Below are 17734 nucleotides of genomic sequence, written 5' to 3' on the forward strand. Positions count from 1 at the left end.
TTCAACACCATCGCGGTCGATGACGGCATCGCCATGGGCCATGACGGCATGCTCTACAGCCTGCCGTCGCGCGAATTGATCGCCGACAGCGTCGAGTACATGGCCAACGCGCATTGCGCCGACGGCCTCGTCTGCATTTCCAATTGCGACAAGATCACGCCCGGCATGCTGATGGCCGCGCTCAGGCTCAACATCCCCGCCGTGTTCGTCTCGGGCGGGCCGATGGAGGCCGGCAAGGTCAAGCTGCAGGGCAAAACCAAGGCCGTCGACCTCATCGACGCCATGGTGGCCGCCGCCGATTCCAAGGTCAGCGACGAGGACGTCAAGGTGATCGAGCGCTCGGCGTGCCCGACCTGCGGCTCCTGCTCGGGCATGTTCACGGCCAACTCCATGAACTGCCTGACCGAGGCGCTCGGCCTCGCGCTGCCCGGCAACGGCTCCGTCGTCGCGACCCATGCCGACCGCAAGCGCCTGTTCGTCGAGGCCGGCCACACCATCGTCGATCTCGTCCGCCGCTATTACGAGCAGGACGACGCCTCCGTGCTGCCGCGCAACATCGCGAATTTCAAGGCGTTCGAGAACGCCATGACGCTCGACATCGCGATGGGCGGCTCGACCAACACCGTGCTGCATCTGCTTGCCGCCGCCCATGAGGGCCAGGTCCCCTTCACCATGAAGGACATCGACCGCCTCTCGCGCCGCGTGCCCGTGCTGTGCAAGGTGGCGCCCTCCGTCGCCGACGTCCATGTCGAGGACGTGCATCGTGCCGGCGGCATCATGGGCATTCTCGGCGAGCTCGACCGCGCCGGCCTGCTCGACACCTCCGTTACGACCGTGCACGCCCCGACCATGAACGAGGCGCTGGAGCGCTGGGACATCAAGCGCACCAAGAGCGAGGCGGTGCGGACCTTCTACCGCGCCTCGCCCGGCGGCATCCCGACGCAAGTCGCCTTCAGCCAGGAGCGCCGTTACGACGAGCTCGATGCCGATCGCGAGAAGGGCGTCGTGCGCAATCTCGAGCACGCCTTCAGCAAGGACGGCGGTCTCGCCGTGCTCTACGGCAACCTCGCGCAGGACGGCTGCATCGTGAAGACCGCCGGCGTCGACGCCTCGATCCTGAAATTCTCCGGCCCCGCGCGCGTGTTCGAGAGCCAGGACGCCGCCGTCGAAGGCATTCTGGGCGGCAAGGTCGTCGCGGGCGAAGTCGTGGTCATCATCTATGAGGGCCCGCGCGGCGGCCCCGGCATGCAGGAGATGCTTTATCCGACCAGCTACTTGAAATCGATGGGCCTCGGAAAGGCTTGCGCCCTCGTCACCGACGGCCGTTTCTCCGGCGGCTCGTCCGGCCTGTCGATCGGCCATCTGTCGCCGGAAGCCGCCGAAGGCGGCAACATCGGCCTGGTCCGTACCGGCGACATCATCGCCATCGACATCCCGAACCGCAGCATCACGCTGGAAGTCTCCGACGAGGAGCTTGCCAAGCGCCGCGCCGCGGAGGAGGCCAAGGGCGATGCCGCCTGGCAGGCGACGGGTCGCAAGCGCAACGTCTCGACTGCGCTGCAGGCTTACGCGGCGCTCACCACCAGCGCCGCGCGCGGCGCGGTGCGCGAGGTGAAGCGGCGCGCGAAGTGAGCACAGGCACGTTCGCCTCGCGCGGATGGTCAACAAGTTCTGAACGGCCGGCGAAAGCCGGCCGTTTGCATTAAGGATGCCCCGACGAAGTTCGGCAAGGCTGTGTTCTGCAGCGTATACTGTGGCGACCTTCGCAAATCCATTTCGGGCAACTGGGGCACCGCCACAATGTCTCGTACTCTCGCTGTCGTTTTCTCCACGGCCGTCGCCGCGATCTCCATGACGGGCGCGGCCTCCGCCGGCTGCTACAATTGCTACACGCCGCCGCCGTGCACCACCTGCTATCAGCAGCAATACGTGCCGCCGCAATATCGCACGGTGGACGAGACCGTGATGGTGTCGCCGGGCTCCGTGGTCGCGCACCGTACACCGGCGCAGTATCGCACCGTGATGGTGCCGCAGACCGTGATGGTGGCGCCGCCGAGCGTGCAGTACCAGCAAATCCCGCCGCAATACGCCACGCGCCAGCGCGTCGAGATGGTCTCGCCGGGCTACTCTTATTACGCCCCGGTGCAGATGAACTGCGCGTCTTGCGGCTACTGAGTCCCGGCACATTTGTGAGAATTGACGCGGCGCTCTCTTCGGGAGCGCCGCTTTCTTTTGGGCGAGGGAAAGGTGAGAGCTCGTTGAACCGCCGGGCCTGACACGACACGAAACGGCATAAGCTTGTTTCTCGAAGCCCTTCAGCGACCGCAAGCCGGGCTGGTCGCCGCTCTCGCTGTGTCGATGATCTCAGGGGGTGCGATCGTCTGGTCGGTTGGCTCGACCGACCGCGTCACCTATCTCGGCCGGACCACGGCCAGGAGCAGACCATCATGCAGGTCCGCCTCAAGACGCTTCCGCAAGGAAGCTACGTGATCGAGCGGGAAGCCATCTACAAGGCGATGCGGGCAGGGTGCCGCTACGACCTCAATTACAGTCCTCAGTTCGGCCGCCTTGTCAGCGACCGCCAGCGAACCAAATACATTCGCAGCACCGTGCTGGTTGATTGCCCGTCGAGCTAGGGGGCAGCTTGCGCGTAAGGAGGGACGTCGCGCCTTCCTGGCGGCGCTGCCCTACGATCACCGTCGCAGCGATGCGACACCCGCACCAACTTGGCGTTGCCTTGCGCGGTCGACTACGTTAAGCGACAGCCATTCCAGGCTCTGGAAGGGTGGCCGAGTGGTTTAAGGCACCGGTCTTGAAAACCGGCGTGCCCGCAAGGGTACCGTGGGTTCGAATCCCACCCCTTCCGCCAAAACACCAGTAAAATCAATCACCTGGATCGATGGCTTGGCCTGCGTTCAGAGCAACATGTCATCGTCGGTGGCCGGCAATGCCATGTCTCCGGGCTTGCCTTACCTGTCAGTGAGATTGTTCACGCCTGCCAGCCCGTGGTCGTCACGAAGGCGCAACAACGCGATCCCGGAATCGAATAGGCTTGAGTTGCGGACCAGGGACGGAAGGCAGATCACCAGCGATCCCCCAACGCCAGGAATCGACAGAATGACGGTGGAGCACGTTGCGATAGCGGGATGCCCGCGCAGGATCCTCACGGGAGCGGCGGTCTGCAGTTCCGCGTCGTGACCTGAACCCTCGCCGCAAGGTACGCGTCGCGAGGATTCGCGCAGTTCGGTGCCATTCACAGCGGGTTCATCCCCGTTGAAGCATGGTAGGTCTTATGGAGGTTGTCAGATGATTTTTCTCGGTCTCGCCGCAGCGCTATTCACGGGTCAGGCTTTGCCGGTCCAGGACGTTCGACCCCCCGTCGAGCAGGTGCAGTATGGCGTGCCGCGACGCTATCCACCGTGCGGCCACGGCTGGGACCTCAGTGCCCGCGACGGGATGTGCTATCCGAACGGCGTCTTGCCGCCCCAGGATATGGATGCCTATCGGCGCAGGTATCATGACGGCGGCGGCTACCAGCGCGAAGGGTACTACCGCGGCGGTGGGCAATATCGCGGTGGAAGGTATCCCGTCCCGTGCGGCCACGGTGCCGATCTCGATATCAGGGATGGACAATGCTATCCCAACGGCACGGTGCCGCCTCAGTTTCAGCAAGGTCGGCGGCATTACCGATATTAGCCTCGTCAGCCGGCATCTCGACGCCGACATCATGTCCCGCATTGGCTGCGCTCGCCCGAATTCAGGGAGAGCATCCGAGGCCGATGCAGTCGAGCATGTGCCGGCAGCTGCTATTGTCCCGGTGTCGGCCGAAGAGGAGAGGGACGTTCGGGGCCGTAACCACACGCCCTCCCACGCCCGTCTCCTGAGGATGCGACTGAAGCCAAACTCTCAGCTCTTCGTGTCAGCAGCGCCCTTCAGCGCGTCCCACGCGGCCTTGTTTGCCTGATCGAACGCCTTGCGGGAATCGGCGAGCGCGGCGCTCATCACCGACCAGGACTCGCTGCCGGCCTGTTTCAGCTTCTGCAAGCGTGCTTCTGCTTCGGAGGCATCGGACTTCATCTGCTTGAGCGCGGCGTCGATGTCCACGGTGCGGGCTGCGGCCACCTTGCTTGCGGCTTCGCCGATCTTGTCGGCGGCCTCTCGCCAGGCCTTGGCCTGTGCAGCCGCGAGATCCTTGAACGTCGCTTGCTGCTGCTCGAGCTCTTTGCCGGCGCCTTCGAAGTAAGCCTTCACCTGGGCCTCGAATCCGTTCCACTGCTTTTCCATGTCGGCCTTGGCATCCGCCCATGCGGCTTCGCCGGCCTGCGCCTTGGCCTTGAGCAATTGCTGAAACTCGTCGCGGCGCTGCGTCAGGTCGGACAGGAACTGATCAGTCCTGACCTTGGACTCGGCCTTGGCCTGGCCCGCTTTGACCTCGAAGGAAGCCAAAGCGGCGTCCATTTCGTCGATCCGCTCCTTGGCCCAATTCAGATAGTAATGCATGCTGCTCTGCTGTGACATGGCCGGCCTCCGTTGTCTTGCCGAGGCGATCATTCCAGAGCCGGGCTTGCCTGTATTGACCTGTCTCAATGCCCTTGGGCCTGAAGCGCCGGCGAGCGACGATAGGAACAGGCGAAAGCCGCCAGGAACGCTAACGAACCGGAGAGATTAGCCAAGCGTCACGGTGGGCCAACGCATGTTCTTCTTTTTCTCGAACCGGCTGGGATGTCTTGGCTCGCTGCTGATATCGGGCTTGATCACGGTTGCGCTGCTCTTTCTGCTCGGCATCATTCGGTTTTGATCATCACCGCTCGGGTGCCGATCCATGATCTCGGGCTGAGATCTCGTCGGTTCAGGAACTTGGGCCCAGCTGGACCGTTGTCGCGCTCTCGAAGACACGGAGAGCATTCTTGGAAAGCACCATCGTCGGAGAATTCGACACGCGCCGCGGCGCAGAGCTTGCGGTCGAGCATGTCGTGCAGGAATGCGGCGTGCCGCGAAGCGACGTGTTCGTTCAGCCGGTGGGCGGCGCGAACACGGCGGGCACACGCCCGTCAGGTCCCGACGTCAAGTCCGCGCCTGCGCCTGAGGGTGGGGCGAAGTTGGACGGTTTGATCGAGGTTTCCGTGGATTTCCACGGAGATGCGCCTGAGCGGATCGTGGATGCCCTCAGGAGCGCAGGCGCACGCGCCGTTCGCACCACATAGCCGTTTGCAACCGAACAGCGTTCGTGGAACCCGCTGAGCATGCGGTGCGTTTAGACGCGACATGCGAATTGCGAGGTTCACCTGCTTCAGAGTGCATCGATCCTGATTCCCGGCGACACCGTCTGGCGGCGGTGCGAGGCGAGGCGCGTGGCGGTTCTGAACGATGCGGCGGCCTATTTCGCAGCCCTGCGGGAAACGCTGCTGGCGGCGCAGGATCTCGTCTACATCGTCGGGTGGGACATCCACAGCAGGACCCGTCTGGTCGGTGCTTCCGGACGTGCGGACGACGGCCTGCCCGAGGAGCTCGGTCCGTTCCTGCGCGCACTGGTCGAGCGGCGCCCCGCCTTGCGCATCAACATTCTCGTCTGGGACTTCGTCTCGTTTTATGCCTCGGAGCGGGAATGGAATTCGGCGGCGAAATTCACCGCCGGCACGGATGGCCGCGTCCGATTTCATCTGGACGCCACGCTGCCATTCGGTTCGGCCCAGCACCAGAAGATCGTCTGTGTCGACGGTGCGCTGGCATTCGTCGGCGGGCTGGATCTGACGATCAGGCGCTGGGACACGAGTGATCACCGTGCCGATTTCGCGATGCGTTGCGACCCCCAGCGCAAGCCATACCCGCCGTTTCATGATGTTCAGTGCCTGGTCGACGGCGATGCCGCGGCACAGCTGTTCGACCTCGTGGAGCAACGCTGGCGTGCAGCAGGTCAAGCGGCGGACGAACGGCGCCCATTGGAGGGCAACTTTTGGCCGGCGAACGTGCCGGTCGAGGCCCAGGACTTGCCGGTCGGTATCGCCAGGACCGATGTGGTCAGTCCTGCAGGTTCGACCATCAGGGAGGTCGAACGCTCCTTCATTGCGGCCATCCGCTCGGCGAACAGTTTCGTGTACATCGAAAATCAGTTCACCAGCGCGACCAGGATGGCGCACGAACTGGCGGAGCAGATGCGTCGCGTGCCGTCGCTCCGCGCTCTGATAGTCGCCCCCAAGCTGCATTCGTCGTGGTTTGAATCCCAGGCGATGCAAAACGGCCGCGGTGCCTTCATCGCCTGCTTCAGCGAGGCCGGCGTGGCCGATCGCATCCGATTCGTCCACCCGGTCTCGCGCAGCGGGAACAGGGAAGCCGCGGTGATGGTGCACAGCAAGCTCATGGTCGTCGACGACCGGATCTTGAGGATCGGTTCGGCCAACCTTAACAATCGGTCGATGGGCGCCGACAGTGAATGTGACCTGATTTTTGAAGCCGCGACCGAGGAGCATCGGGATTTCATCATTTCGGTCCGACGTCGCCTGATCGCCCATTTCTGCGATCTCGACGAACACGCCATCGCGACAAACGAGCATCGCCTGTTCGCTCTGCTGGACGAGGTGTCGAAGGCGCGTGGCGCCAAGACGTTGCGGAAAGTCGAGTCTTCGGTTCTAACCAGCACGCTGGCCAGCTTGGTTCAGCCGGTGGCAGACCCTGAGCTGCCCCTTCATCTGGAGCGCGCGGCATCTCGCATGTGGACGACGAAAACCATCATCGGGATCGGGGCGATAGCCGTAGCGCTGTTCGGGCTGGCGCTGGCCTGGTCGTACACGTCCTTGAACGATCTCGCGGATGCAGGTCATCTTTCGGCGCTACTGTCCGCGTATTCGCAGTCCATCTGGGGGCCGCCATTGGCGATCGCAGCCTTCGTCCTCGGCGGGCTCGTCGTCTTTCCGGTTCTGGTTCTCATTGCGGCGACGGCCGCCGCACTCGGGCCGTGGCTGGGGTTCGCGACCGCCTTGGCGGGCGTCCTGCTCAGCGCTTTGATCCTGTTTGCGATCGGTCGCTTCGTCGGCCGGGAACGCCTTCAACGTCTGCTGGGCCGACGTGCCGCGCGCATCCAGGAACGCATCGTCGGGAAGGGGATCCTGGCGGTTGTCGTGATCCGGATGCTTCCCATAGCGCCGTTTTCGGTGGTGAACGTCGTGGCAGGTGCAAGCACGCTGCCTCTTCGTGACTTCATGGTTGGGACTTTGCTGGGTAGCACGCCCGGAATCCTCACGATGGCGGTTCTGGGCTCGCAGATCGCAGAGCTCGCCAGAAATGCGTCCTGGAGCAACATATTGCTGCTCATTCTGGCATTCCTGGGCTGGGTCGGGGTTTGCGCCGGCGCCCAATTCCTCGCGACGTGGCTCGCCGGGAGGCGCTGATGGCGCCGGTGCGCTTCATGACGTGGAACGTGCATGGCACGTTCAATCTCAATCCGAGGTTCGATCTGGAGGGGGTTTGCTCCATCATCCGCAAGTGGTCCCCCGATGTGGTCGCGCTCCAGGAGGTGGATTCGCGCTCGCGCACGGATGATCCGTTTGCGAAGCTGGCGAGTGTCGTCGGCGATCACCGCGTTCACGCCAAGTCGATCGTCACGGAGGATGGCGACTACGGCCAGATGCTGCTCAGCCGCTTCTCGTTCTCCAGCATGCCCGAGATCGTCGACGTGTCATACCAGGAGCGGGAGCCGCGACGGGCCATCGCCACGGACCTGCTGACGCCTTCCGGCGATGTGCGTGTAGTGGCCACGCATCTCGGCCTGAGCATTCACGAACGGTATGCCCAGGCACGTGCTCTGGTGAGCCTGGTGAAGCCGGCAAGGACCGTCGTGCTCGGCGATTTCAACGATTGGTTCTGGGTGAGATCGGTGCGCCGCGTGCTCGCGCAGGTCTGTCCCAACCGGACGCGGCTGCGGACTTTTCCGTCACGCCTGCCCCTGATGCGGCTCGACCGGATCTACGCAACGCCTGACAGCCAGATCGGGAAAGTCTGGACCGACGAGGAGGCCAGGGTCTATTCAGACCATCTGCCCGTGATTGCGGACATCGAGATCGCCGCTGCGGAACGATGACCTTCGCAGGCCGCTGTCCGGGGAGGTCGACGAATCCACGACTTCGAGCGTCGGAAAGGACCGTGTTTCGCCCGACGGTACGGTAGCCTCGGGCTCTCCGGAAAAGGCATTGATTCAGAACAACTTGGCTACTGTGCATGGGGTTGTTTTCGCAGACTCTGTATGGGCAGCGGTCTGGCAAGCGGAACGATGCGGAACTATTTCCTCATCGCTGCGTTGTCTTGACATGACTGAAGACCTTTCGTTCCGACGCAAACCCCTGACCCCTGAACAACGCCAGGCGCGCGATGCGACACGTCGCGTCGAGGCCGAGAAGGCCATCCGCGACCATGAAGCGGCGCAAAAAGCGTTTTACGCCAACAAGGAACGGCTGAAGGCGGAGCGGCTGGCGCGGGAAGCGGCGGCAGCAAAGGACTGAGCGAACACGCTTCGCCGCGCCACTACCAAAATTGCATCTCCTGGCGGCCTGCATTTGATTGTCGGCCGCCATTACCGCGTGGGTATCCGCTCGTGCTACCGTGCCGATCGGCCGTCGCAGGACGGCCGCGAGCGGGAGGTGGGCGTGTCCTGGAGCGGCTTGGGCAAGTGGTGCGGCGCAATCGCATGCGCGGGCGTCATGCTGGTCGGCGCAGGAGGTGCCGAAGTCTGGGCTACGCCGCTGACGCCGTTTCGCTACGAGGCGCAGGCGCAGCGTCATTGCCCGCATGACCGGGTCGTCTGGCTCGATTTCAAAAAGGGCCGCTACTACCGCAAGGGCCAGAAGCGGTACGGCCAGGGCTTCGACGGCAGCTTCGTCTGCTTGAACGAGGCCCGCGGCAGCTTCTACCGCCGCTCGCTGCTGGGCCTGCGTTGAGCCGGGAGAGGTGCTGATGACCCCCGTGGGCTTCCACCCGGATAGATGCGCTTCCAGCAGAACTCAGGCAAACGCCAGGGCCACGAGGCTCGAGCAGAGCAGGACCAAGCCGCCGGCGGTCAGAGCCAGGAAGCCATCGGATACGAGGTCATGGTTACGCATGGGACACCTGCCGCTCTCGTCTTCGATGCTCGCGCAGATCGATTAAGGTCGTCCGAACGCGCCGCTTTGAAAGAGGTGATGCTTGCCGTCCGCGCGGGTGCCGTCAGGCCCTCGTGCGGTAACCTTCGAACGCATGGGCCAGGAAGATCCCCGCGCTTACCAGACCCATCAGTGCCGAAACCGTCTCGATCATCGTTAAATTCCAAATCCTGCCCTTGCATCCGAGAAAACGCGTGCGGCCTTGCACAGTCAAAAGAATTTCGGTGAGAGGCGAGACAATGGGGGTGGGGTGAGGATTTGGCGCAACAGAATGTCCAGGACTGGCACAGAGAATGCGCCTCGGCTCCGTAGATCGACGGGGAGAAACCAACGTGGCGTTTACCATCCCGGCGTGATCCTTGGCGGCTCCCCATTTCCGCCGTGATCGGGTTGCGTTATCCTTACCACGTCCGAAGCGGTGGTGGGCCGCCTCGGAATCAGAAGGACTGGACAGCGCTCCCCGTAGTCTCAGCGGGTTGGGTACGCCTCCGGCGAAGTGGTATTTGGGGTCAATGGGGATCGGGCGGTCAGATTCGGTTTTGCGAGCCGTGCGCGGTGTTGCGGTTGTCGCGACGTGTCTCGCGCTCGCCAATTGCGCCTCCTCGAACAAGTTCGCGAGCCGGGTGGATCCGAAATACGGGGTGTCATCAAGCCCGCGCGTGGTGGCGTTCGGCGATCCCGTCCCGAAGGGCGGCGGTACCTATCGCGTCGGCAAGCCCTATGTCGTGGCGGGCCGGACTTACGTGCCGGAGGAGGACGTCAACTACCGCGCCGAGGGCATGGCCTCCTGGTACGGCGACAGCTTCCACGGCCGCCTGACCGCCAATGGCGAGGTGTTCGACATGACCTCGCTGACCGCGGCGCATCCGACCCTGCCGATGCCGTCCTACGCGCGGGTGACCAACGTCTCGAACGGAAAGTCGCTGATCGTCCGCGTCAACGACCGCGGGCCCTATCACGGCAACCGTCTCATCGACGTCTCGAACAAGGCCGCCGAACTCCTTGAATTCAAAGGAAATGGCGTCGCCAAGGTCCGCGTCGAATATGTCGGCCGGGCGCCGCTCGAAGGCTCCGATGACCGCCAGCTTCTGGCGACCCTGCGCACCGGCGTTCCGGCGCCGTCTCCGTCGATGGTCCGGGTCGCCTCGGCCAAGCCGTTTGTGCCGGAGCTGTCATCATCAGCCCGCGGCGCCATTCGCGGCGACGTACCGATGCCCGAGGGGCGGCCCTATAATCTCGGCAACAGCTCGGCCGATATGGCCTCGCTCAATGCGACCTCAGAAATGTCGGCCTCGAGCCGTGGCCGGAACCGTGCGCTCCAGAACGCGCGCGCAGTGTCCTACGACGCCGATGGCAGCTACGCGACCGAGAGCGCTCCGTCCGCTGCCTATGCCTCGGACGGCGCGGCCGAGGCCCGCAGCATCCTGAGCGGCCGCGGCCTCTACTGAGCCGCGCTCTCCTTCAAGAACGTCACCAGTGCCGCGTTCACCTCGTCGGGCCGCTCCTGCTGCACCCAGTGGCCGGCGCCGTCGAGGATCAGCTTGCGCTTCAGATTGGGCAGCACGCGCTCGAGCTCGTTGACGCGCTTGGCCCCGATCAGGCCGGTGATGACCGCGTCCTTCGAACCGGCGATGAACAGCGATGGCTGACGGATCTGCGCGTCCTGCCAGGGCGCCGTCAGCTCCCAATTGCGGTCGATGTTGCGGTACCAGTTCAGCCCGCCGCGGAATCCGGACTTGCGGAAGCTCTCGGTGAAATAGGCGAGGTCAGCCTCGCTGAGCCAGCCGGGTAGCGGCTCCTCGTCAGCCGCATGGCCGAGAAAGCCTTTGCCCTCTTGCACGAACATCGCCGCGGAGGGATCGGCGAGGCCGCGCCCACCGAGGACGATGCGCATGGTGCGAGCGACGTCGCGTTCGAGCTCGGCCTCGGCGACGCCGGGTGTCTGAAAGTACTGCCAGTAGAAGTTGGTGACGCCGCCCTGGCGCAACAGATCGAGCGGCTTGCCGCGGCCGCGGAACGGCGGCGGCACGCTCAGGCCTGCGACGGCCGTGAAGATGTCGGGTCGAAAAAGCGCCGCGTGCCAGGCGACCGGTGCGCCCCAATCGTGACCGACCACCATCGCCTTGGTCTCGCCGAGCGCCTGGACCAGCCCAACCACATCGCCGACGGTGTCGAAGATCGAATAGGCGGCAACGTCGGCAGGCGCTGCGCTCTGGCCATAGCCGCGCATGTCGGGGGCGACGACGTGAAATCCGGCCTCTGCCAGCGCGGGGATCTGATGGCGCCAGGAACAGGAGAGTTCCGGCCAGCCATGGCACAGCACCACCAGCGGACCCTGGCCGGCTTCGCGGACGAACAGCTCGATCCCGTTAGCCTTGATCATGCGGGTTGAGGGCATTCGCTTTTCCGCCTTTTTTCAGGGGTTTGGTCGAGAAACATCAGGCACCACGATAGGGGCGCGGCGAGAATCGTGCAATCTCAGGGACAGGCGTCCAGCCGCGTGTTGTTCGCATCTGTTCCAGCTGTTAGAACGCCTCCCTCAGGGCTTTGCCATGGCACTTCGTCTGTCTTTGCTTCGTCTCAACCGGCTCACCGCCGGAACGCTGGCGCGCGGGCTGATCGCGGCGGTTCTGATCGCAGGTATCGGCTGGGGCGGGGCACTGTATGCCGCCAACCAGAGCGTCCAGGGCGCCAAGAAGGCGGACGACACCGGCTTCGATGGCGATGCCCCGACCGCGATCCTGATTGAGGCCTCCTCAGGCAGCGTGCTGTTCGAGAAGAACGCCGACGAGCTGCGCGCCCCCTCGAGCATGATGAAGCTGATGACCGCGGAGGTCGTCTTCAACGCGGTCAAGAAGGGCGACATCAAGCTGACCGACGAGTACCGGATCAGCGAGAACGCCTGGCGCCGGGGCGGTGCGCCCTCGGGCGGCTCGACCATGTTCGCCGCCATCAACAGCAAGGTCTCGGTCAACGACCTTCTGCACGGCGCGATTATCCAGAGCGGCAACGACGCCTGCATCGCGCTCGCCGAAGCCATGGCCGGCAATGAGCGGATCTTCGCGGCCGACTTCATGACCAAGCGCGCACGCGAGCTCGGCCTCACCAGGTCGACCTTCGCCAATTCCAGCGGCCTGCCGGACCCCGGCAACAAGATGACGGTTCGCGAGCTTGGCATCCTCGCCCGCCACATCATTCTCGACTTCCCGGAGTTCTACAAACTGTTCGGCGAGAAGGAGTTCACCTGGAACAAGATCCGCCAGCCCAACCGCAATCCACTGCTTAATTCATTGGAAGGCGCCGACGGCCTCAAGACCGGCTACACCAAGGAAGGCGGCTACGGCATGGTCGGCTCGGCCGTGCAGAACGGCACGCGCCTGATCGTCGTCGTCAACGGGCTCGAAGATGCCGATGATCGCGCCAGCGAAGCCAAGAAGATGCTGGAATGGGGTTTTCGCAATTTCGAGACCCGTACGCTGATGGCGGCCGAGCAGCCCGTCGGCTATGCCAAGGTGTTCGGCGGCGAGAGCCGCTCGGTCAAGCTCGTCGCCAAGACACCCGTGAAGGTGATGGTTCACAAGAACGGCAACGACAAGCTGATTGCGCGCATTGTCTATAGCGGCCCGGTGCGGGCGCCCATCGAGGCCGGCCAGCGGGTCGGCGTGGTCAGAGTCTGGCGCAGCGGCAACATCGCAGTGGAGACGCCGGTCTATGCGGCCGAGGCCATCGGCACCGGCTCGACAATGCGCCGCGCCATCGACGGCGCCAGCGAGCTCGTGATCGGCATGTTCCGCGCAGGCGCCGAGAAGCTCTGATCATGAGTGAGAGCGCGGCACAGCGGCCGTCCGGACGCGGACGCTTCATCACCTTTGAAGGCGGCGAGGGCACCGGCAAGTCGACCCAGATCAAAAAGCTCGCCGATCGCCTCAAGGCGGCGAAGCTGCGCATCCGGGTGACGCGGGAGCCGGGCGGTTCGCCGGGCGCCGAGATCATGCGTCATCTGGTGCTGTCGGGCATGGGCAAGCTGCTCGGCCCGGAGGCCGAGACGCTGCTGTTTGCCGCCGCGCGCGACGACCATGTCCGCACCGTGATCCAGCCGGCGCTGAGCCAGGGCGTCTGGGTGTTGTGCGATCGCTTCGCCGACTCGACGCGGGCGTATCAGGGCAGCCTCGGCCAGGTGCCGGCCGGACTGATCAACGCAATGCAGCGGGTGACGATCGGCAACCTCCAGCCGGACCTCACCATCATCCTCGATTTGCCGGTCGAGATCGGCCTGCAACGCGCCGCCGCGCGCCGCGGCAGCGGCATCCCCGACAGGTTCGAGGCCGAGAAGCTCAGCTTCCACCAGGGCCTCCGCGAAGCCTATCGCAAGATCGCGGCGGAGGATCCCGCGCGCTGCGTGTTGATCGACGCCGATTCCGACCCGGACACGGTCGCCGCACGGATCTGGACGGTGCTGCGCGAGCGTCTTCTCCCCACGCCTGCGTCGGTGATTTCGGCATGAGCCCACGTCAGGCCGAGCGCGAAACCGTTCCGCATCCGCGCGAGACGAGCCGCCTGTTCGGCCATCGCGAGGCCGAGGCGGCGTTGCTTGCGGCCTATCGAAGCGGGCGGATTCCACACGCCTGGCTGATCGGCGGGCCGCAAGGGATCGGCAAGGCGACGCTGGCCTATCGCATGGCGCGCTTCGTTCTCGCCCATTCGCAGCCGCTCGCGCCTGCCGTGCAGCGGGCGGAAGACCTCGCGATCGACCCCGATGACGCCGTGGCGCGTCAGGTGGCGGCCGGCTCGCATGGCGGCCTGCTGACGCTGGAGCGGACCGCCAACGACCGCGGCGTGATGCGCACCGTGATCACCGTGGACGAGACACGCGAGACGATCGGCTTCTTCGGCTCGACCGCGGCGGCCGAAGGCTGGCGCATCTGTATCGTCGACACCGTCGATGAGCTCAATCCGAATGCCGCCAACGCGCTGTTGAAGATTTTGGAGGAGCCGCCGCAGCAATCGCTGTTTCTCCTCGTGAGCCACGCACCCGCGCGGGTGCTCGCCACGATCCAGTCGCGCTGCCGCAAGCTGCGCCTGCGCGCGCTTGCCACGGATGACGTGATTGGGGCTGCAGCTTCAGCGGCCGAGCTCGATCCGAACGATCCCGCCTTGCACGAGGCGGCGGAAGCCTCCGAGGGCAGCGTAGCGCGGGCACTGACGCTGCTCGGCGGCGATGCGCTCAAGCTCCAGCAGCGCACGGCGGCCATGCTCGCACGCCTGCCGCAAGTCGATCCGCGCGAATTGCACACGCTCGGAGACTCGCTCGGCACCAGCGACCGCGTCGCGCTGGCGGCTTTCATCGACGGCATCGACCGCTGGATCGCTGAGCGCCTGCATGCAGACGATGCCCATGCCAACCAGAACCTGCCGCGCCTTGCGCGGCTAGCTGAGGTATGGGAAAAGATCGTCCGCGCCGCGCGTGATACCGAAACCTACAATCTGGAGCGCAAGCCCCTGGTTTTCTCGGTGTTCGGCTGGCTGGCGGACGCAACGCGCTAAAGCATGATCCGGAAAGTGCGCAGCGGTTTTCTGAGAAGATCATGCGCAATCAATAATCGAACTCAGGTTCGTTTCCAGATTTCGAGAAGCCGGTAAAGGAATTCGTCGTGGCAACGAAGAAGCCAAAGAAGCAACCGAGCAAGAGGGCAAAAAAGAAGTCGTCTACTGCTGCAGAACGAGCTGCGGCGAAAAAGCTCGCTGAGCAGAGGCGTCGAGACAAGGCAGCAAGAGACAAGGCCGCGAAGGAACGAGCGAGAAAGAAGGCCGAAAAAGAGCGAGCCGCAAAGCAAAAGAAGGAAGAGGCCGCTCGGAAGAAGGCAGCGAAGGCGCGTGCCGATCGCGAGAAAGCAAGAAACGCCAAGGACGCGAAGAAGGTCAAAAAGACCTCCAAGAAGTCGCCCCCCAAAAAGAAAAAGAAGGGCACTGGTAAGAAGACCACTCGTGGCAAAGAACCTCCAAAGGGAGGAGTGAAAAAAACTGGTAAAGGCCGGAAGCTTCCGTCTCCGAAGACACCGCCGCCACAAGTCGCGCCGCCCGATCCGAAAAAGAGGAAAAGGGTACCGCGCCCACCAAAGGATCCGTCGGTCGCTCCCGATTTCATCGCGCCCGTGGCCGCCCCTGCGCGCGACAACGTCTTCTACATCACGACTGCGATCGCCTATCCCAACGGTAGCCCGCATATCGGTCACGCCTATGAGGCGATCGCGACCGACGTGCTGGCACGGTTCGCGCGGCTCGACGGCAAGGACGTGTTCTTTCTGACCGGCACCGACGAGCACGGTCAGAAGATGGTTCAGACCGCGGCGGGTGAGAACATGTCCGTCTCCGCCCTCGCAGCCCGCAACGCCGGCCGCTTCAAGGAGATGGACGAGCGCCTGAACGTGTCGTTCGACCGCTTCATCCGCACCACCGAGGAGCAGCATCACCGCTCCAGCCAGGAGATCTGGCGGCGCATGGAAGCGAACGGCGACATCTATGCCGACGTCTATTCGGGCTGGTACTCGGTCCGCGACGAGGCCTATTACGCCGAGGACGAGACGCGCGTGAACGACGACGGCGTGCGGCTCGGACCACAGGGCACTCCGGTGGAATGGGTGGAGGAGAAGAGCTATTTCTTCCGCCTCTCGCAGTACCAGAACAAGCTGCTCGAGCTCTATGCGGATCACCCCGATTTCATCGGGCCTGATTCCCGCAAGAACGAGGTGGTGAGCTTCGTCAGAGGCGGGCTGCGCGATCTCTCGATCTCGCGTACGACCTTTGATTGGGGCGTGAAAGTGCCCGGCGACGAAGATCATGTGATGTATGTCTGGGTCGACGCGCTGACCAACTACATCACCGGCGTCGGCTTCCCCGACGAGAACGACAAGAACTGGCGCTACTGGCCGGCCGACGTGCACATCATCGGCAAGGACATCATCCGTTTCCATGCCGTCTACTGGCCTGCGTTTCTGATGTCTGCCGGGATTCCGCTGCCGAAGCGGGTCTATGCCCACGGCTTCCTGTTCAACAGGGGCGAGAAGATGTCGAAGTCGGTCGGCAACGTCGTCGATCCCTTCAATCTCGCCGAGCAGTACGGCGTGGACCAACTTCGCTATTTCTTTCTGCGCGAGGTGCCGTTCGGCCAGGACGGCAATTACAATCACGAGGCCATCGTCGCGCGCATCAATGCCGATCTCGCCAACGATCTCGGCAATCTCGCGCAGCGTTCGCTTTCGATGATCGCCAAGCAACTGGGCGGCGTGCTGCCCGAGCCCGGCGAATTCAGCGACAACGACAAGGCGATCCTGGCGATGGCCGACGGCATGATCGCGGCCTCGCGTGAGGCCATGGCGACGCAGCAGATCCATCATTGGCTCAACGCCGTTTGGGCCGTGGTCGCGGAGGCCAACCGCTATTTCGCCGGCGAGGCACCGTGGGCGCTCGCCAAGACGGATCCGGCCAGGCAGAAGACGGTGCTCTACGTCACCGCGGAAGTCGTGCGCCAGATCGCGATCCTGGCTCAGCCCGCGATGCCGACTGCCTCCGGCAAGCTGCTCGACAGCCTCGGCATTCCCGAAGCCGAGCGCAGCTTCGCCATGCTCGGCGGCGCCAGCCGCATCGCACCCGGCTCGACCTTGCCGGCACCGACACCGGCGTTCCCGCGCTACATCGAGCCGGCAGCCTGAAGGCGTCCGCATGTTGGTCGACAGCCACTGCCACCTGGATTTTCCGGACTTTGCGGAAAATCTTGACGGGATCCTGTCGCGGGCGCGGGCGGCCGGCGTCGCGCGCATGGTCACGATCTCGACGCGGGTGCGGCGGCTGAAGGACCTGCTCGCGATCGCCGAGCGCTATGACGACGTCTATTGCTCGGTCGGCACCCATCCGCACAACGCGGACGAGGAGGACGGCATCGCGCCGGACGAGCTTGTTGCCCTGACGCAGCATCCCAAGGTCGTCGCGCTCGGCGAAGCCGGGCTCGACTATTTCTACGACAATGGCTCGCCGGAGGCGCAGGCGAGGGGCTTTCGCGCTCACATCGCCGCCGCTCGCACCACCGGCCTGCCGCTGGTGATCCACACCCGCGAAGCCGACGCGGACTGCGCACGCATTCTGGAAGGGGAGGCGGCCAACGGGTCGTTCCGCGCGGTGCTGCATTGCTACACCGGCGGACGCGATCTGGCATTGAAGGCCGTGTCGCTCGGGCATTATATCGGTTTCACGGGTATCCTGACCTTCAAGAAATCGGAAGCCTTGCGCGCGCTTGCGGCCGAGCTGCCAGCGGACCGTATTTTGGTTGAAACAGACTCGCCCTATCTTGCGCCCGGCAAGTTTAGAGGCAAGCGCAACGAGCCGGCCTATGTGGTCGAGGTTGCAAAGGTGCTCGCCGAGACACGGGGCGTGTCGTTTGACGAGATCTCGCGCCAGACCACCGAAAACTTCTTCCGCCTGTTCAGCAAGGCATCGACGGAGAATGTTGCCGCATGACGCTCGCGCTCACCATTCTTGGCTCCGGTTCATCCGCGGGTGTGCCGCGCCCGGCGCTGGGCTGGGGCGCGTGCGACCCCAACAATCCAAAAAAC

General features: G+C 64.3%; 18 protein-coding genes, 1 tRNA gene and 1 pseudogene. 17 read left to right on the forward strand and 3 right to left on the reverse strand.

Annotation, left to right across the window (positions count from 1 at the left end; genetic code table 11):
• The 5 genes from ilvD to JHD07_RS10620 all read left to right on the forward strand — a co-directional run.
• Window positions 1–1632 (forward strand): dihydroxy-acid dehydratase (ilvD, locus tag JHD07_RS10600; RefSeq protein WP_291621728.1); only part of this gene is annotated, 1632 nt, incomplete at its 5' end.
• Window positions 1633–1851: 219 nt separating this feature from the next.
• The gene (locus tag JHD07_RS10605) at window positions 1852–2175 is read left to right on the forward strand and encodes a hypothetical protein (RefSeq protein ID WP_291621762.1); all 324 of its coding nucleotides are present in this window, start codon (window positions 1852–1854) and stop codon (window positions 2173–2175) included.
• Window positions 2176–2447: 272 nt separating this feature from the next.
• The gene (locus tag JHD07_RS10610) at window positions 2448–2636 is read left to right on the forward strand and encodes a hypothetical protein (RefSeq protein ID WP_291621730.1); all 189 of its coding nucleotides are present in this window, start codon (window positions 2448–2450) and stop codon (window positions 2634–2636) included.
• Between the two features lie 143 nt (window positions 2637–2779).
• Window positions 2780–2869 (forward strand) — tRNA-Ser (locus JHD07_RS10615).
• Window positions 2870–3306: 437 nt separating this feature from the next.
• The gene (locus JHD07_RS10620) at window positions 3307–3696 is read left to right on the forward strand and encodes a hypothetical protein (protein ID WP_291621732.1); all 390 of its coding nucleotides are present in this window, start codon (window positions 3307–3309) and stop codon (window positions 3694–3696) included.
• Window positions 3697–3906: 210 nt separating this feature from the next.
• On the opposite strand, the gene JHD07_RS10625 is transcribed toward JHD07_RS10620, so the two are convergent.
• Window positions 3907–4518 carry a hypothetical protein gene (locus JHD07_RS10625; RefSeq protein WP_291621734.1) on the reverse strand — a complete coding sequence of 204 codons (612 nt, stop codon included), beginning with the start codon at window positions 4516–4518 and terminating at the stop codon, window positions 3907–3909.
• A gap of 389 nt (window positions 4519–4907) precedes the next feature.
• Here JHD07_RS10625 and JHD07_RS10630 point away from each other — a divergent pair, with 389 nt between their 5' ends.
• The 6 genes from JHD07_RS10630 to JHD07_RS10655 all read left to right on the forward strand — a co-directional run bounded on the left by JHD07_RS10630 (window position 4908) and on the right by JHD07_RS10655 (window position 10576).
• On the forward strand, window positions 4908–5204 hold the full coding sequence (locus JHD07_RS10630) for a hypothetical protein (protein ID WP_291621736.1): 297 nt from the start codon (window positions 4908–4910) through the stop codon (window positions 5202–5204).
• Window positions 5205–5351: 147 nt separating this feature from the next.
• On the forward strand, window positions 5352–7385 hold the full coding sequence (locus tag JHD07_RS10635; protein WP_291621738.1) for a VTT domain-containing protein: 2034 nt from the start codon (window positions 5352–5354) through the stop codon (window positions 7383–7385).
• Window positions 7385–8074, forward strand: a complete 690-nt coding sequence (locus tag JHD07_RS10640; RefSeq protein ID WP_291621740.1) for an endonuclease/exonuclease/phosphatase family protein — start codon at window positions 7385–7387, stop codon at window positions 8072–8074. Before JHD07_RS10635 ends, JHD07_RS10640 begins: the two co-directional genes overlap by 1 nt.
• Window positions 8075–8300: 226 nt before the next feature.
• Window positions 8301–8492 (forward strand): hypothetical protein, encoded by a 192-nt coding sequence (locus tag JHD07_RS10645; RefSeq protein ID WP_291621764.1) that lies wholly within the window; start codon window positions 8301–8303, stop codon window positions 8490–8492.
• A 198-nt stretch (window positions 8493–8690) separates the two neighbouring features.
• Window positions 8691–8927 carry a hypothetical protein gene (locus JHD07_RS10650; RefSeq protein ID WP_291621766.1) on the forward strand — a complete coding sequence of 79 codons (237 nt, stop codon included), beginning with the start codon at window positions 8691–8693 and terminating at the stop codon, window positions 8925–8927.
• A 713-nt stretch (window positions 8928–9640) separates the two neighbouring features.
• On the forward strand, window positions 9641–10576 hold the full coding sequence (locus JHD07_RS10655) for a septal ring lytic transglycosylase RlpA family protein (protein WP_291621742.1): 936 nt from the start codon (window positions 9641–9643) through the stop codon (window positions 10574–10576).
• On the opposite strand, the gene JHD07_RS10660 is transcribed toward JHD07_RS10655, so the two are convergent.
• On the reverse strand, window positions 10570–11526 hold the full coding sequence (locus JHD07_RS10660; protein ID WP_291621744.1) for an alpha/beta hydrolase: 957 nt from the start codon (window positions 11524–11526) through the stop codon (window positions 10570–10572). The genes JHD07_RS10655 and JHD07_RS10660 overlap by 7 nt on opposite strands.
• Before the next feature lie 154 nt (window positions 11527–11680).
• On the opposite strand from JHD07_RS10660, the gene JHD07_RS10665 reads away from it, so the two are divergent.
• The 3 genes from JHD07_RS10665 to JHD07_RS10675 are packed head-to-tail and all read left to right on the forward strand — an operon-like array spanning window position 11681 to window position 14672.
• On the forward strand, window positions 11681–12943 hold the full coding sequence (locus JHD07_RS10665) for a D-alanyl-D-alanine carboxypeptidase family protein (RefSeq protein ID WP_291621746.1): 1263 nt from the start codon (window positions 11681–11683) through the stop codon (window positions 12941–12943).
• A 2-nt stretch (window positions 12944–12945) separates the two neighbouring features.
• On the forward strand, window positions 12946–13632 hold the full coding sequence (gene tmk, locus JHD07_RS10670) for a dTMP kinase (protein ID WP_291621748.1): 687 nt from the start codon (window positions 12946–12948) through the stop codon (window positions 13630–13632).
• Window positions 13629–14672, forward strand: coding sequence for a DNA polymerase III subunit delta' (locus JHD07_RS10675; RefSeq protein WP_291621750.1), 1044 nt, complete (start codon window positions 13629–13631; stop codon window positions 14670–14672). Before tmk ends, JHD07_RS10675 begins: the two co-directional genes overlap by 4 nt.
• A gap of 49 nt (window positions 14673–14721) precedes the next feature.
• Here the strand turns inward: JHD07_RS10675 and JHD07_RS10680 are convergent, their stop codons facing one another.
• A complete protein-coding gene (locus JHD07_RS10680) occupies window positions 14722–15273 on the reverse strand; it encodes a hypothetical protein (RefSeq protein WP_291621752.1) in 552 nt (183 codons plus the stop codon).
• A 7-nt stretch (window positions 15274–15280) separates the two neighbouring features.
• Here JHD07_RS10680 and metG point away from each other — a divergent pair, with 7 nt between their 5' ends.
• From metG to JHD07_RS10695, 3 genes and pseudogenes are all read left to right on the forward strand, one after another.
• Window positions 15281–16837: a methionine--tRNA ligase gene (metG, locus tag JHD07_RS10685; protein ID WP_291621754.1), complete on the forward strand. Its 1557-nt coding sequence runs from the start codon at window positions 15281–15283 to the stop codon at window positions 16835–16837.
• A 10-nt stretch (window positions 16838–16847) separates the two neighbouring features.
• A complete protein-coding gene (locus tag JHD07_RS10690; RefSeq protein WP_291621756.1) occupies window positions 16848–17639 on the forward strand; it encodes a TatD family hydrolase in 792 nt (263 codons plus the stop codon).
• Window positions 17636–17734 (forward strand): annotated as a pseudogene (locus tag JHD07_RS10695) (MBL fold metallo-hydrolase); the annotation flags it as partial. The gene JHD07_RS10690 and the pseudogene JHD07_RS10695, both read left to right, overlap by 4 nt.

This window comes from Bradyrhizobium sp., from assembly GCF_016462955.1.
Lineage (GTDB): Bacteria > Pseudomonadota > Alphaproteobacteria > Rhizobiales > Xanthobacteraceae > Bradyrhizobium.

What these genes read in the sequence shown, in the direction of transcription:
- JHD07_RS10605 (WP_291621762.1), top strand. Translation starts at nt 1,852, where the DNA reads ATGACGGGCGCGGCCTCCGCCGGCTGCTACAATTGCTACACGCCGCCG.
- JHD07_RS10610 (WP_291621730.1), top strand. Translation starts at nt 2,448, where the DNA reads ATGCAGGTCCGCCTCAAGACGCTTCCGCAAGGAAGCTACGTGATCGAG.
- JHD07_RS10620 (WP_291621732.1), top strand. Translation starts at nt 3,307, where the DNA reads ATGATTTTTCTCGGTCTCGCCGCAGCGCTATTCACGGGTCAGGCTTTG.
- JHD07_RS10625 (WP_291621734.1), bottom strand. Translation starts at nt 4,518, where the DNA reads ATGTCACAGCAGAGCAGCATGCATTACTATCTGAATTGGGCCAAGGAG.
- JHD07_RS10640 (WP_291621740.1), top strand. Translation starts at nt 7,385, where the DNA reads ATGGCGCCGGTGCGCTTCATGACGTGGAACGTGCATGGCACGTTCAAT.
- JHD07_RS10645 (WP_291621764.1), top strand. Translation starts at nt 8,301, where the DNA reads ATGACTGAAGACCTTTCGTTCCGACGCAAACCCCTGACCCCTGAACAA.
- JHD07_RS10650 (WP_291621766.1), top strand. Translation starts at nt 8,691, where the DNA reads ATGCTGGTCGGCGCAGGAGGTGCCGAAGTCTGGGCTACGCCGCTGACG.
- JHD07_RS10655 (WP_291621742.1), top strand. Translation starts at nt 9,641, where the DNA reads ATGGGGATCGGGCGGTCAGATTCGGTTTTGCGAGCCGTGCGCGGTGTT.
- JHD07_RS10660 (WP_291621744.1), bottom strand. Translation starts at nt 11,526, where the DNA reads ATGCCCTCAACCCGCATGATCAAGGCTAACGGGATCGAGCTGTTCGTC.
- JHD07_RS10665 (WP_291621746.1), top strand. Translation starts at nt 11,681, where the DNA reads ATGGCACTTCGTCTGTCTTTGCTTCGTCTCAACCGGCTCACCGCCGGA.
- tmk (WP_291621748.1), top strand. Translation starts at nt 12,946, where the DNA reads ATGAGTGAGAGCGCGGCACAGCGGCCGTCCGGACGCGGACGCTTCATC.
- JHD07_RS10675 (WP_291621750.1), top strand. Translation starts at nt 13,629, where the DNA reads ATGAGCCCACGTCAGGCCGAGCGCGAAACCGTTCCGCATCCGCGCGAG.
- JHD07_RS10680 (WP_291621752.1), bottom strand. Translation starts at nt 15,273, where the DNA reads ATGAAATCGGGAGCGACCGACGGATCCTTTGGTGGGCGCGGTACCCTT.
- JHD07_RS10690 (WP_291621756.1), top strand. Translation starts at nt 16,848, where the DNA reads ATGTTGGTCGACAGCCACTGCCACCTGGATTTTCCGGACTTTGCGGAA.